Origin of the sequence: Martelella endophytica (assembly GCF_000960975.1) — a bacterium.
In the GTDB taxonomy this organism is placed as follows: Bacteria; Pseudomonadota; Alphaproteobacteria; order Rhizobiales; family Rhizobiaceae; genus Martelella; species Martelella endophytica.
The window spans coordinates 3,382,390-3,395,943 of the sequence record NZ_CP010803.1; the positions used below are offsets into that span (position 1 = coordinate 3,382,390).

A 13,554-nucleotide genomic window follows, 5' to 3' on the forward strand; every position below is an offset into this window, starting at 1 on the left:
AGGAGAGGTCAAGCACACCGCTGCGAGACCGCTTCGGGACGGGCTTAACTTTCCGGGGATTTGTACAATTCCGGGGAAAGCTACAATACTGGATTATTTTTATCAAGTTAAAGAGGTTGTGACATCGACGGTTCGTCAACCTCGCAAGGCGTCTGGCCGAAGGGGCGGGCGGGCCCGCCAATCCTGACATTCTGGAACTCGACAATGGATATGCATTCGACCCGCCGACGGGCCACAACGCTTGGCTACAGAACCGCGCTCCTTCTTGGCTGCACAGCGCTTGCCGCCACCGCACCGGCTGCCCTCAGGGCGCAGGAAACCACCGTGCTCGAGCCGGTGACCGTCAGCCTTTCGGGCGACGACGACGCCAATTCCATCGTCTCCTTCACCAGCACCAGCGGTGTCGGTCTGGCGAATGACTTCCTCGATACGCCTGCCTCGGTCTCGGTGATCACCTCGCGGGAGATGCAGGCCCGCGATGTCCAGAGTGTCGAGGAGGCGATCGAATATACCGCCGGTGTTACCACCGACTTCTACGGTTCCGATGATCGCTTCGACTATTTCAAGATCCGCGGCTTCGACGCCTATGCCTATCGCGATGGCCTGACGCTCGGAGACCCCTTTGGCGGCGTGCGCGAAGAGCCTTACGCCTTTGAACGTATTGAGGTGCTGAAGGGCGCGAATTCGACCGTCTTCGGCGTTTCGGACCCGGGTGGCATGGTCAACTACGTATCGAAAAAGCCGAAGGAAGAGCGCTTCGGCGAGGCCTATGTCACCGGCGGTTCGTTCAACCATGCCGAGGTCGGCTTCGATTTCGGTGACAACATCACCGATGACGCCACCGTTTCCTATCGCTTGACCGGTAAGTTCCAGAATTCTGACGCCGAATACGACTATTCGCAGGACAATGAGAGCTTCATCATGGGCGGTCTGACCTTCCGCCCGGATGATGCGACCAGCCTGACCTTCCTCTATGACTATCTCGACCTCGACGGCGTGCCGGGCGGCGGCGGCCATCCGGTCGGCTCCGACTTCCCGCGCAGCGTCTTCCTCGGCGAGCCGGACTACAATTACGACACGACCAAGCGCAGCACCTACACCGTGCTGTTCGATCATGACTTCGGCTCCGGCCTGACGGTGAACGCCAGCGCGCGTTACAGCGATTCGGATACCGGATTCGGCTATGCCTATGTCTACGAGCCGGTCGACAACGGCGACACGATTGCCGACCGCTACTATTTCGGCAATGCCAGCACCGACAAGAACTTCATCTTCGACGCGCATCTGCAGTACGACGCCTATTTCGACTTCGTCGACAGCCGCACGCTCGCCGGCGTCATGTACAATGACTATTCCGGCACGAATGACAGCTATTACGACCTTGCTCCGGGGATCGACTGGACCAATCCCGTCTATTCCGGCGGCCCGAACTACACCGGCCCCTATGCGAGCACGGACAGCGAGCAGAAGACGACGGCGCTCTACATGCAGCAGGAGCTGACCTTCGCCGACAAGGTGATCGCAAGCTTCGGCCTGCGCAACGACTGGCTCGATCTTTCCTCGCTCAACAACCTTTCGGGCGTCGAGACCTTCGGCGATTTCAGCGAATTCACCGGCCGCGGCGGCCTGACCTACCTGCTCACGGACGAGGTCTCGACCTATGCCGCCTATTCGCAGTCGGTCGCACCGCCCACGCTCGGCGTCGATCCGGAGCGCGGCGAGCAGTATGAGATCGGCGTCAAATACGCCCCGCAGGCCTTCCCGGGCACGTTTAGCGCTTCGGTCTACGACCTCACCAAGAACAACATTACCCGCACCAACCCGGCAACCAACATGCAGGAAGCGATCGGCGAGGTGCGCGTGCGCGGTGTCGATCTCGAGGCCAAGGCCGAGCTGATCGACAACATCAGCTTCACCGCCGCCTATTCCTACATGATGTCGGACATCCTGGAGAACGGCACGGCAGGAAATGTCGGCAACCAGCTCTCCTTCGTGCCGAACAATTCGGCATCGCTCTGGGTCGATTACGAGTGGGAAGGCGAGGGCCGCCGCGGCGACATGACCTTCGGTCTCGGCGCGCGCTATCAGAGCTCCTATTATTTCGATGATGCGAACACATTGAAATCGGATGCCGCGATCGTCTTCGACGCTGCCTTCTCCTATGACGTTGCCGAACACACGACCTTCCAGGTGAATGTCAGCAACCTCTTCAACGAGAAGCACGTCTCGTACGGCGGCTATGGTGCGGATTGGTACAATCCCGGCCGGGCCGTCTACGCAACCCTGCGGCAGACCTGGTAACAGGAAAAGGCCCCGTCCGGTGCTACCGGGCGGGGCCCTTGATCAAATCCGTCGGCTGCGCCCGCTTCCAGGCGGCCGGCGTCTCGCCGACGACCTGGCGGAACACTTTTGTCAGATGCGCCTGATCGGAAAAGCCGAGCTTGGCGGCGACATCGGCAAGGCTGAGGCCGGTCGTCACCAGCAGCGCTTGTGCCCGCTCGATGCGTTTCTCGCGCTGCCACTGCAGCGGCGTCTTGCCCGTGGTCTCGCGGAAGACGGTGGCGAACCAGCTTTCGGACAGACCCACCGTGCCCGCCATTTCGGCAACCGACATGCGGCCGTCGGCGCGGGTATTGAAGCTTGAAAGCAGTCGGTTCATCTGCCCCTGGGTAATGCGCCCGCCAGCCGCCTTTTCCTGTTCGCGCGGGATATCGAGAAGGGCTGCGGCGACACTGCCGACAAGGCTTTCGGCATAAAGCGGATGCCGCATCGGGTTCGCGAGTTCCTCCACGATCATGTCGGCAAGGGCAGCGATCGGCCCGACATCCTGGATTTCCACCGGCCGCCGCAAGATCGCGCGCGCCGCCGAACTGCCGACCGCCGGCGCAAGCAGTCGCAGCAGCCGGCCCTGATGGAGGTGCAGGTCGAGATGCGAGAAGCGGTGCCAGGAGGTGAACTTGGTCCACATCGGCGTGCCGGCCGGGACGAAGATCGCCCGCGTCATCGGCCGGTCCTTTCGCCCGATCCCGCCGTCATGATTGGTCATGCGGATATGCGGCGAGACATCGTTGAAGAAGATGACGATGCGCGGATCAGGCGAAAGGTAATAGGCATGGGCGCCAGCCTCTCCCTCGGCATCCCAGAAGACGCCGACAAGCCCATCCAGCCCACGCCACTTCACCGGCGCAACCGGCCGAATGCCTTCGGTGTGGCAGATCATCGAGTGCTGATAGTTCAAACCGAAACCGTTTCGTCGTTCTGCAGCGCTCAGCGGGAGGTCGGGCGCAGTTAAATGTGAGTATAATTATCATGTTATTTCGCTGTGGCAAGCAGGCGCGGTTGGCTGGCCATTGCCTCTGCATGGTCAAGCGAACGAACATTGCAGGCAAACGAATGCCTGACGACCGGCGCCGCCTGAAGCGGTCCGGCGGCAGAGATGTGGCAGAATCGTATGCGGGCGATGTTACCCGCGGCTTGCGGCAATCCTGGCTGCCGTCCATCGGGAGCGGGTGAAGAGGCTGATGATGGCAATCCAGTAGGCAGTGAAAGCCAATAGCTCCATCAGGTTTGGCCGGGCGCGGTAACCGGTCAGCGAGGCGATGAAGCCGCCGGTCTGCGTACCGTCCGACAAAAGCCAGTTGCTGTTCCAGAGCCCGCGCGAAAGACGCGGCAGCACTCCAAGATCGATCAGCCCGTCAATGCCGGTCATGAACAGGCCGCAGGCCAGAAGCAGCAGCATGATTTCGGTGATGCGGAAGAAAACCGACCAGGACACGATGCGGCTTCCGGCCATCAGCAAGCCATAGGTGACTGCTGCCGCGGCCAGACCTTCAAGGCCCGCGAAAACGCCGGCAGAGGTCGAACTCATGGCGCCGGCGGAGAGGATGCCATAAAGGAAGATGACGGTTTCGCTGCCTTCGCGCGCAACAGCGATCAACGCCAGAGCAAAGACACCCCACCAGTTTTGCGCGCTGACTGCGGTCGCCATCGAGCCTTCCAGATCGCGCCGCAAGTTGCGGGCGTGACCGCGCATCCAGAAAACCATCTGCAGGATCAGCCCGGCGGCGACGAGAACCATGGCGGTCTGGTAGATGATCTGCGCCTCTTCAGAAAGCGCTTCGCCGATCATCAGCAGACCGGCGGCCAGAACGCCTGCGACTGCAAGGCCGGCAATCACACCGCCCCAGAGATAAGCGCGCGGCTTTCGCGTATCGGTGTTCTGCGCCACAAGCCAGGCATCGAGGATGCCGATGACCAGCAGGGCTTCGACGCTTTCGCGCCAGACGACAAAGACGATGGATGCGAACATGTCGGTTCTCTGCAGCTTATTGTGGCTCGACGGCGACGAGAATGGCCGGCGGCGCATCGGGATGGAAATCGTCGAAGAAGGAATATTCGCCGGGATCGAGATATTTGATCACGATGAATGTCTCGACACCGGGGCCGATGACCTTTTCTTTCCTGAGCGGAATGCTTTCAAATTCCGCAGGCGTCTTGCCCTCGTTGATCAGGCGGATCTCGAACCGGCTGTCGGAAGGCACTTCCAGGCGGCTCGGGGTCATCTCGCCATCGTTGAAGGTGATAGTGAACACCGGATCATCGGCAAGGGCGAGACCCGGCAGCATCATCGCGAGGCCAAGAGCGGTCGCGGCGACAAGGCGCCGCGACCGGATCTGGCGATCACCAAGATCAGTAGCCACCTTTTTTCCCGACCCCCGTGAATGTGAAGTCATAGGTGGTTTCGAACGGGGTGAACCAGGGGGCCACACCGGTTTCGTCATCGACGTGGCGTCCGAAGGTCATGCCTTCGGGCGGTGCGATGGAGAAGACAAGGTGGTAGCCGCCGGGGCCGTCGAGCTTGATGTTGTCGCCGTAATGCGGACCGTCGGAGGCGACCATGGCCATCAGCGGGCCCTCGGCAACCGTTTGGCCATCCTTGGACAGAACGAAGCTGACATTGAGATCGGGCAGCCAGTCGCCATTGGCGAAGCCGTTGACGTTGTCGCGGGTGGCGTGGATGTCGGCTTCGAGATGGATATCGCTTTCGGCTGCCGGTTTCATCATGCCGGCCGGTTCCATCTCGATCGGCTGAAGATAGACGGCTGCAACTTCCATACCGCCATCTTCCTGCGGTTCTCCGATCGGGTATTCGAGCGCTTCGGCGGCACCAGCGCCGAGGGCGAGAGCGGCGGCGAAAGCCGCGGGGGCAAGGCGTGAAGAGAGGGAGGTTCTGTAACGCACGGGCAATCCTCGTTTCTAGCGTTTCGACTGCCTTATTTTCTGCTGGAATAAACTGGAGTCAATTACGAAAGTTTTATTTATTTCACTGAAATGTTGACGTATTTCAATTATTTACTTGGCCATTACTGTTAAAGTTGAGTGTGTTTGTCTTGATTTACCGGTAGCACACCGGAACCGGCCAGCGATTTCTCCGAAATATCGACACAGCTGTTTCCGCCGGTCATTCAGCAACCTGCCGAAGGCCCGCCATGACTGAAATTTATAACCATCTCAGCACCGCCCATCACGCCCACGTTTCGAAGCGGGCGGAGAAGCAGGCGCTGCCGGATCGTCCCGGTTGGGTGGTCCGGCTCGAGGGTTGGATGGTGGCCACGCGGGGACGTTTCGGTCTGGTTCAGGCGGGCATGTTCATCGTCTTTCTCATCGTGATCGGCATCCCGGTGCTTCTGGCCGATCCCGCAGCGGAAACGACGCCGCTGACGAACTGGACGCTGGCGCTGCAATACCTCCTCTGGGGGATATGGTTTCCGCTGGTATTTCTGTCGGTCATCGTGCTGGGGCGTCTGTGGTGCGGCGTGCTGTGCCCGATGGGGGCGGCCTCGGAGCTTGCCAACCGATACGGGCTGCACCGGAAGATCCCGGCTTGGATCCGCTGGGAAGGCACGCCGGCGCTGAGTTTCATCATCATGACGGTCTATGGCCAGACGATCGGCGTGCGCGACCATCCCGAAGCCGCTGCCGGACTTTTCGGCGGCACCATGCTGCTTGCCATTGCCATTGGCGGCATTTACGGGCGCAAGAAGCGCGTCTGGTGCCGGCACCTCTGCCCGATCGGCCGCGTTCTGGGACTCTATTCGCGCCTGGGCGCGGTCCAGTTCACGCCGAAGGTGAGGCTTGCGGGTGGCGATGCCTATACCGAAAAAGGCGCGTGCCCGACCATGATCGATCTGCCGCGCAAGAATGAAAGCCGGCACTGCATCACCTGCTTCCGCTGCGTGCATCCGCAGGCAGCGGGCAGTCTCCGCCTGGATATCCGCCATCCGGGGCAGGAAGTCGAAACCATCCGCGATAACCGCGCCAACCCGGCGGAAGCCTGGTTCCTGTTTCTCGATACGGGCGTCGCGCTGGGCGGCTTCCTCTGGCTGGTGCTGCCGCAGTATCAGCAGCTGCGTCAGGCCTTCGGCGTCTGGAGCATCGAGCACGGCTGGAACTGGGTCACGTCCATCGGTCCCTCATGGCTGATGAGTGTCCATCCGGCACGTGCCGAAGTCTTCCGCTGGCTCGATTTTCTGATGATCGTGTTCTTCATGCTGGCGACGATGGCGCTGCTGACCGCCGTGCTCGCGGGATTGACTGCCGTCAGTGCCTGGCTGGCGAAGCGGGCCGGCGCGGACGGTGGACGCCGCCAGCTTTTCACCGAGCTTGGCTATCAATATGCGCCGGTCGCGCTGATGAGCCTCATTATCGGCCTTGGTGCCGAACTGCTCCATCCGCTGCGCTACACCGCCCTTGGTGAGGCGGGTGAGGGCGCAATCCGCGGCGGTCTGTTTCTCACCGGTGTCGTCTGGAGCGTGTGGCTCGGCATCAAGATCCTCGAGCGCCAGAACGTCTCGCTGAACCGCCGCCTTGTTCCGCTGCTGCCCGGAATTGCCGGAAGCCTGGTGGTCGGTATCGGCTGGTGGCCGGCGATCTTCGGCCTTTGAGCGTCATTCCGGATACCTCGCCGCAAAAAGAAGGCCCCGCAGACGAACTGCGGGGCTTTGCGACGTGAGACGGCGAGGTCAGGCGATTGCGTTGGCGATGATCTGCGCCCTGCGATCGATGGCGGCGAGATCGGCGTTTCCGGCGACGGCCGAGCTGTCGCCGATGAGGTAGGCACGCTGATGCAGGCGAGAGGCCCCTGTCTCGCTTTCGACCGGACACCAGCCGCTGTCGTCGGCAAGGCCTGAAACGCGAGCGATACGTCCGGCTTCCTGCGCAGGAATGAAATTGATGACGTCGCCGCATAGGCTCATGCGCTCGCCGTTCAGCACACGGTTTTCCGTCTCCACGGATCGCATCGCGCCGAAGAGTTCGCCGGAGACATATTCGATCCGCTCGCCGAAACGGGCAGACAATCGGGCAAGCATCGCTACCTCACGAGGTCCCGGCTGGCTGTGATCCAGAATGACCACCACGGCATCGGGTTTCTCGGCTTCCAGATAGCGCGCGATTTCGCCGGCACGGCGATAGGCGCCTTCGGGAAAGCGCATGCGTCCGGGCGGAATGCGGATGATCACCGTGCCGCCATTGGCCATGGCGCGGATATTGGCGGCAAGTGCCGCAACACCCTGTCGATCGGTCCAGCCGTGGGGGAAGCGCTCGGCCGCCTCGCGGTCATAACCGGCGATGTGTTCATCGCGCATGGCAATGCCGGGGGCGAGGATGACATGATCGAAGGCAAAAGAACGTCCGCTCAGGGCTTCGGCCCGCCGCGTCTGCCAGTCGATACTGCGAATATCGTCAAGACTGACCTCGACGCCGGCTGCGGCAAGTTTGTGATAGTCCGCCGGATCGCGCCTGCCGGTGATGATGTCGGTCTCGTTCTGGCGCAAAAGCCGGGTGGGGTCGCGTTCGACCACCAGCACATCGGCATCATGGCTTTTCGCCTTCACCGCGAGGGCAGCCGCAACGCCGCCCGGCCCGCCGCCGATGATCAGCACGCGAGCATGGGCGGGACGGGCGAGAATGGCGGGCAGGCCAAACGCACCGGCAACAGCGATGCCGGCACCCGTGGCAAGAAGGCGGCGTCTGCTGATACTGCTCATCGAAGAAGACCTCCAGTTCGTTTCAATTCAAGCCGTTTCCGGCTGTGCCATCAGCGCCGCCAGCCAACGCGCCTTGGCCCGTTCGCGGCGCTTGTTGTCAAGCGCAGTGCGGATCTTCTCGCGGGCTTCAGCAAACGGCACCTGCCGCGCGGGATGGACCGCCTCGCACAGGATGATGTGAAAGCCGACCGCGCTTTCCAGCACATCCGAAACCTCGCCTTCGCCAAGTCGAAAAAGCGCCATATCGAGTTGCGGATAGAGCGTGCCGGGAGCTACCGTGCCGAGCCTCCCGCCCTCCATGGCGGTGGGACATTCGGAATGTCGGCGGGCGATCTGCTCGAACGATGCGATCGTGCCGTCGAGCTGGCGCCTCAGATCGGTGATCCGCGCAAACGCCTCGGCGCGCCGGTTTTCAACATAGGCGTCGTTCACCGTGACCAGCACATGGCGCGCCATGCGTGTTTCCGGAGCGGCAAATCTGTCGCGATGGCTGTCATACCAGGCATGAAGCTCGGCTTCGGAGGGATAGGAAAGGGCGGCCGCCACCTTCTCCAGAACGGCGTCGGTTTTCAGCTCGCGGTAAAGCGCCGCCTTGAGGCCATACAGAGAAAGATCATTCAGCGACAGATCGGCCTGGAAAGCCTCTTCATCGCTGTAGCGCGCACGAATGTCCTGCAGGGCGTCATCGAGGGTTTCGGGCGGGACGGAAACCGAGATCGCCTCGGTACTTTGCAGCACGGCCTCCTCCATCGCCATGGCACGCGCCACATCGGCATCGATCTGGTGCCGCGAGCGGTTGTCCAGTTCAACGTAGCGGCAGGAAAAGCGATGCAACGCTGCCTTCAGGCGATGGTGGGCGAGGACGGTGTCGTTCATGCCTCTTCCACCTCGGATACAGTTGCAGCGCAAAGGGCCGTCTCCGGAACCAGCAGCGTGCGGCCGGGAAAGCGGATGTGATAGGCAGGGCCGCCGGGCAGATCGCGCAACACCTTGAGGACTTCGCCCTCATCGCCCGGACCGGCAACAATCTTGCCACGCACGCCGAGCGAAAGTGCCGCCGCCACCGTGTCGCCGAATTCGATCAGGGTTTCGACCCAGGGGTCGTCACCGCCGATCAGCTCGCCGTCGCGACAGCCGACCAGCCGGTCTTCATCGAGAAAATGCACGGTGTAGATGGTCTGATCCTGCAAAAAGGTGCCGACGTCGCGAACGATACCGGTGGAGCCGCGCCGCACGAGCAATGAACCGGTGGCCATGCCCGGAAAAGTCCCGTCATTGCGCACGTTGCGGGTCACGCGCACCTCGTCGCCATATTCGAAACGAAGCGGTTCCATGGATCAGATCTTCTTCACGATACTGGTGAGCGGCACGAAGGCGGGACGCCGCTGCGGCTGATGGTGGAAGACCTTGAAGACCTTCTCCGTGTGCGCGTCCGAGCTGACAAAGTCGGAATAGGCTCGCTGCAGATGGCGGGCATAGAAGGCGTTCCAGCTTTCGCTATCCGCCGGTCCGGCGTCCTCCTTTTCGAGGTAGTCGTGGAAGCGCTGGAGGATGTGCAGCCGATTGACGAAGACGACTGCAGGATCGGTCTCGATTCCGAAGAACTGGAAGAACTCTTCCGCGCTATTGAGTTCGGCGAGCTCTTCTTCGAGCGTATCGTTTCTCATGCGTGGCTCCATTCGCGCTTGGCCCCGTTCAGATTCCGGTGAAAACCGGTGAGTTCGGCGGCGTTCGGTGCGCGCTTTTCGGTTTCCGCGAACATGCGGATTTCATCGAGGAGCCGACCGGCATCCTCGCGACTGAGCGTGAGACCGAGCGCGCCATAGGCATGAATGACGCCACTGGTGCCGGAATGCTTGCCGAGAACGAACTCGTGGTGCCGGCCCATTTCGGCCGGGTCGTGGCCCTGATAGGTGAGGGGGTTCTTCAAGAGCCCATCGACGTGGATCCCGGATTCATGGGTATAGACCGACTTGCCGATCAGGCTCTTCTGACAGCCGACAGGCCTGCCGGAAGCGGCCGCCACCAGATCGGAGAGGCGACAGAAATCGGCGAGCGACACGCCGGTGTCGCTCTGGTGCAGATGGCGCATGCCCATAACGAACTCTTCGAGCGGCGCGTTTCCGGCCCGCTCGCCAAGGCCGTTGACGGTGGTGTTGACATGGGTCGCGCCATGGGTGGCTGCCGCCAGCGAATTGGCCGTTGCCAGGCCGAAATCGTCATGGGCGTGCATTTCCAGTTCGAGGCCGGTATGGGCCCTCAGGCGGGCAAAGATATCGGCCGTGCCGAAGGGCTCGAGTACGCCGGTCGTGTCGGCAAAACGGAAGCGGCGGGCACCCGCCCGCTCCGCCGTTTCCAGAACGGCGAGCAGGAAGTCGGGGTCGGCGCGCGAGGCATCCTCGCCTCCAATGCAGACATCCATGCCGGTATCCAGCGCGCGCGGCACCATATCGGCAATGATCGCAAGCGCCTGTTCACGTGTCCGCTTCAGCTTGTAGGTCATCTGCGTGTCTGAGACAGGGATGGACAGATCGACGAGATGGACGCCCAGGCGCGCGGCGGCGGCAAGGTCGTCTTCGCGCATGCGGCACCAGACCATCAGCCGGGCCTTCAGACCGAGGTCCGCGACGGCGCGGATGGTTTCGCATTCCTTTGCGCCCATCGCTGGAATGCCGACCTCAAGTTCCGGGACGCCGATCGCATCGAGAGCGCGGGCAATCTCGAGCTTTTCCTCGGCGGTGAAGGCAACCCCTGCCGTCTGTTCGCCATCGCGCAGGGTCGTGTCGTTGATGATGATCGGCCGGGCAGGCATGGGGCGGCACATGTTCATCGCCTCATCTGCCGCGCAGCTTGGTGATCTGGCTTGCCGGGATCACACGCACCGCTTCGCCGAGTTCGCTGCAGATGCGCTGCTTGACACCGTGGAGCGTGAAGGCGGCGAGCTGACAGCCAACGCAGGCGCCGGTCATCTTGACGAAAATCTTGTCGCCGACGATATCGACCAGCTCGATGTCACCACGGTCCGCCTGAAGTGTCGGACGCAGGCTCTCGATGACGAGGTTGATGCGAGCCCGGCGCCTGTCTTCGCCGGCCTTTTCTTCGTTGATCCTTGCTGGATCCTCGACGGGTAATGTGATCTCGCTGCTCATGCTGCAAAACTCTTTCCGCAGGCGCATTTGTGAGCGGCGTTTGGGTTGTCGAAGATAAAGCCCGATGCCCCGATGCTCTCGACATAATCGATCGTGGTGCCGTTGAGGATGCCGGCACTTTGCGGGTCGACATAAATCCGCGTTCCATCGCAATCGACGACGATGTCATCTTCGAAAGGTTTGCCGATCAGGGCCATGGCATATTGCAGTCCGGAACAGCCGCCGGAATCGACGGCAAGCTTCAGGCCGGTCAGCGGTTCATCCGAGCCTGTCATCAGTCGGATGAGCGTGTCGCGGGCCTTGTCTGTCAGCATCAGCATCGAAATGCTCCTCTTGAACGTGGCGAAGGATGTTCACCAGATCACTGAGCAAGCGCCGTGCCACTTCCGCGACATCGCCTCAACGCCTTGTAATTGCAGTTGAAATTGCGGACAGAGGCCAACAGTCTTGTTTGTTGGCTTTGCGACAATCCGTGCGTCACGTTGGTTGAAGCCTGACAGTTCCGCGCATAACGGGCTTCTGGCAGGGATAAGCCAGGAGACGTCATTTGTCATTGCGATATTCGGCCCGGTTGTTGCGAACGGAACACCGCGATTTTCAGTGCTTTGTCGGCTTTGCGACAGAGGATTTGAGTTTTCCTCTGCCGAAAAAGTAAATCGAAACAGAAGGATAGTCATCCTGTTTGGAACTGGCACGGTGGTTGCAATGTCCGGATTGGAAAACATGCGCCCGTGTTTTTGAAATCCGGTCAGGAAGCCGGGTTCCGCCGAGGTGCTCCACCTGCAGCCCCTGAAACCGGGCCTGCTGCGACCGTCAACACGGCAACCTCTTGAGGATGTCGCGCACATAAGGGACTTGCAAATGGCGATCATACTTCCCGGACCGACCAGTTCTTCCGTCAGTGGCTGTCAGACGAGTTCCTGCGGGTCGACGGCCGATCAGATGTCCCATCTGCCCGAGAGCATCAGGAAGCGGGTCCAGGATCATCCCTGTTATTCGGAAGAGGCGCATCATCATTTCGCCCGCATGCATGTGGCCGTTGCGCCTGCCTGCAACATCCAGTGCAACTACTGCAATCGTAAGTACGACTGTGCCAATGAAAGCCGTCCGGGCGTCGTCTCGGAGCTTCTGACGCCGGAACAGGCGGTGAAGAAGACGCTCGCCGTTGCCGCCAATATTCCGCAGATGTCGGTGCTGGGTATCGCCGGTCCCGGGGATCCGCTGGCCAATCCGAAGCGCACCTTCGACACGTTCAGGGCGCTGTCCGAGGAGGCTCCTGATATCAAGCTCTGTGTCTCGACCAACGGACTGAACCTGCCCGATCACGTCGACGAGCTTATCCGGCACAATATCGACCACGTCACCATCACCATCAACTGTGTCGACCCGGAGGTCGGGGCCAAGATCTATCCGTGGATCTTCTGGAACAACCGCCGCATTCGCGGCGTCAAGGCCGCCCGCATCCTCATCCGTCAGCAGCAGAAGGGGCTGGAGATGCTGGTGGAGCGCGGCGTGCTGGTGAAGGTCAATTCGGTGATGATCCCGGGTGTCAACGACGATCACCTGAAGGAGGTGAGCCGCGTCATCAAGGAAAAGGGCGCGTTCCTGCACAATGTCATGCCGCTGATCGCGGCTCCGGAACATGGCACCTATTACGGCGTGATGGGCCAGCGCGGCCCGACCGCGGCTGAGCTCAAGGCATTGCAGGACGATTGCAGCGACATGAACCTGATGCGCCATTGTCGCCAGTGTCGGGCCGATGCTGTCGGCATGCTCGGCGAGGACCGTGGTCACGAGTTCACGCTGGAGAAGATCGAAACAATGAGCATCGATCAGGAAGCAGCGCGGGAAAAACGCGCGAAGATGCGCATCGCGATCGAAAAGCAACGCGCGGCGGTCCAGGCTTCGCGGGCGCTGGCGGCGGCAAAGGCGACACTTCCGGCCACGCTGAGACCGGTGCTGATGGCCGTCACCAGCAAGGGCGGCGGCGTCATCAACCAGCATTTCGGCTCGGCAAGAGAGTTTCTCGTCTATGAGGCCTCGCCTGCGGGCGTGCGCTATATCGGCACGCGCCGTGCCGACAACTACTGCTCCGGCCCCGCGACCTGCGGTTCGGGCGCGCTGGCGCTCGAGGACATTATCCGCGCGCTTGAGGGGTGCGAGGTCGTGCTGTCGTCGAAGGTCGGCTTCAAGCCATGGCAGCGTCTGGAGCGCGTCGGCATTCAGCCGAACGGAGAACATGCTGAAAAGCCTATCGAGGAGGCGGTCGGCGCGATCTACCGGGAGATGGCGCGCGCCGGCCTTCTGGAAAATGAGGCCGCGCCTTCCGTTGCCTAGCCCCTCACGAGCGAGAACGA

At 61.6% G+C, this 13,554-nt stretch carries 14 protein-coding genes; 3 read left to right on the top strand and 11 right to left on the bottom strand.

The genetic code is table 11. The annotated features are described in order from the left end of the window. The first annotated feature begins 204 nt into the window (after window positions 1-204). Window positions 205-2,301: a TonB-dependent siderophore receptor gene (locus TM49_RS15480; protein ID WP_045682587.1), complete on the top strand. Its 2,097-nt coding sequence runs from the start codon at window positions 205-207 to the stop codon at window positions 2,299-2,301. Window positions 2,302-2,323: 22 nt separating this feature from the next. Here the strand turns inward: TM49_RS15480 and TM49_RS15485 are convergent, their stop codons facing one another. From TM49_RS15485 to TM49_RS15500, 4 genes are all read right to left on the bottom strand, one after another. Then, window positions 2,324-3,238 carry a helix-turn-helix domain-containing protein gene (locus TM49_RS15485; RefSeq protein WP_144409579.1) on the bottom strand — a complete coding sequence of 305 codons (915 nt, stop codon included), beginning with the start codon at window positions 3,236-3,238 and terminating at the stop codon, window positions 2,324-2,326. Between the two features lie 225 nt (window positions 3,239-3,463). After that, entirely contained in the window at window positions 3,464-4,309 is an 846-nt protein-coding gene (locus tag TM49_RS15490) for an FTR1 family iron permease (RefSeq protein WP_045685326.1), read from the bottom strand. Window positions 4,310-4,325: 16 nt separating this feature from the next. Further along, a complete protein-coding gene (locus tag TM49_RS15495; protein ID WP_425283252.1) occupies window positions 4,326-4,700 on the bottom strand; it encodes a cupredoxin domain-containing protein in 375 nt (124 codons plus the stop codon). Continuing rightward, window positions 4,690-5,241 carry an iron transporter gene (locus TM49_RS15500; protein WP_045682591.1) on the bottom strand — a complete coding sequence of 184 codons (552 nt, stop codon included), beginning with the start codon at window positions 5,239-5,241 and terminating at the stop codon, window positions 4,690-4,692. Before TM49_RS15500 ends, TM49_RS15495 begins: the two co-directional genes overlap by 11 nt. A gap of 248 nt (window positions 5,242-5,489) precedes the next feature. Between TM49_RS15500 and TM49_RS15505 the strand changes: the two genes are divergently transcribed. Beyond that, entirely contained in the window at window positions 5,490-6,944 is a 1,455-nt protein-coding gene (locus TM49_RS15505) for a 4Fe-4S binding protein (RefSeq protein WP_052699874.1), read from the top strand. A gap of 78 nt (window positions 6,945-7,022) precedes the next feature. Here the strand turns inward: TM49_RS15505 and TM49_RS15510 are convergent, their stop codons facing one another. From TM49_RS15510 to TM49_RS15540, 7 genes are read right to left on the bottom strand one after another with little or no spacing between them, the layout of a single operon-like run. Beyond that, window positions 7,023-8,048: an FAD-dependent oxidoreductase gene (locus tag TM49_RS15510; RefSeq protein ID WP_052699876.1), complete on the bottom strand. Its 1,026-nt coding sequence runs from the start codon at window positions 8,046-8,048 to the stop codon at window positions 7,023-7,025. Between the two features lie 27 nt (window positions 8,049-8,075). Continuing rightward, a complete protein-coding gene (nifM, locus tag TM49_RS15515) occupies window positions 8,076-8,924 on the bottom strand; it encodes a nitrogen fixation protein NifM (protein ID WP_045682592.1) in 849 nt (282 codons plus the stop codon). After that, window positions 8,921-9,382, bottom strand: coding sequence for a nitrogen fixation protein NifZ (locus TM49_RS15520; protein WP_045682594.1), 462 nt, complete (start codon window positions 9,380-9,382; stop codon window positions 8,921-8,923). Before TM49_RS15520 ends, nifM begins: the two co-directional genes overlap by 4 nt. Window positions 9,383-9,385: 3 nt before the next feature. Then, window positions 9,386-9,715, bottom strand: coding sequence for a nitrogenase-stabilizing/protective protein NifW (gene nifW / locus TM49_RS15525; RefSeq protein WP_045685334.1), 330 nt, complete (start codon window positions 9,713-9,715; stop codon window positions 9,386-9,388). Beyond that, window positions 9,712-10,872, bottom strand: coding sequence for a homocitrate synthase (gene nifV / locus TM49_RS15530; RefSeq protein WP_201777007.1), 1,161 nt, complete (start codon window positions 10,870-10,872; stop codon window positions 9,712-9,714). Before nifV ends, nifW begins: the two co-directional genes overlap by 4 nt. 10 nt (window positions 10,873-10,882) lie before the next feature. Continuing rightward, window positions 10,883-11,197, bottom strand: a complete 315-nt coding sequence (locus TM49_RS15535) for a NifU family protein (RefSeq protein WP_052699878.1) — start codon at window positions 11,195-11,197, stop codon at window positions 10,883-10,885. Further along, window positions 11,194-11,517, bottom strand: coding sequence for a HesB/IscA family protein (locus TM49_RS15540; RefSeq protein ID WP_045682598.1), 324 nt, complete (start codon window positions 11,515-11,517; stop codon window positions 11,194-11,196). Before TM49_RS15540 ends, TM49_RS15535 begins: the two co-directional genes overlap by 4 nt. Before the next feature lie 622 nt (window positions 11,518-12,139). Here TM49_RS15540 and nifB point away from each other — a divergent pair. After that, a complete protein-coding gene (gene nifB / locus TM49_RS15545; protein WP_342021294.1) occupies window positions 12,140-13,534 on the top strand; it encodes a nitrogenase cofactor biosynthesis protein NifB in 1,395 nt (464 codons plus the stop codon). Window positions 13,535-13,554: the final 20 nt, after the last annotated feature.

Coding starts and splice junctions, on each gene's coding strand:
- nifW (WP_045685334.1), bottom strand. CDS start 9,715: ATGAGAAACGATACGCTCGAAGAAGAGCTCGCCGAACTCAATAGCGCG.
- TM49_RS15480 (WP_045682587.1), top strand. CDS start 205: ATGGATATGCATTCGACCCGCCGACGGGCCACAACGCTTGGCTACAGA.
- TM49_RS15535 (WP_052699878.1), bottom strand. CDS start 11,197: ATGAGCAGCGAGATCACATTACCCGTCGAGGATCCAGCAAGGATCAAC.
- nifV (WP_201777007.1), bottom strand. CDS start 10,872: ATGTGCCGCCCCATGCCTGCCCGGCCGATCATCATCAACGACACGACC.
- TM49_RS15540 (WP_045682598.1), bottom strand. CDS start 11,517: ATGCTGATGCTGACAGACAAGGCCCGCGACACGCTCATCCGACTGATG.
- TM49_RS15505 (WP_052699874.1), top strand. CDS start 5,490: ATGACTGAAATTTATAACCATCTCAGCACCGCCCATCACGCCCACGTT.
- nifB (WP_342021294.1), top strand. CDS start 12,140: ATGTCCCATCTGCCCGAGAGCATCAGGAAGCGGGTCCAGGATCATCCC.
- TM49_RS15520 (WP_045682594.1), bottom strand. CDS start 9,382: ATGGAACCGCTTCGTTTCGAATATGGCGACGAGGTGCGCGTGACCCGC.
- TM49_RS15510 (WP_052699876.1), bottom strand. CDS start 8,048: ATGAGCAGTATCAGCAGACGCCGCCTTCTTGCCACGGGTGCCGGCATC.
- nifM (WP_045682592.1), bottom strand. CDS start 8,924: ATGAACGACACCGTCCTCGCCCACCATCGCCTGAAGGCAGCGTTGCAT.
- TM49_RS15490 (WP_045685326.1), bottom strand. CDS start 4,309: ATGTTCGCATCCATCGTCTTTGTCGTCTGGCGCGAAAGCGTCGAAGCC.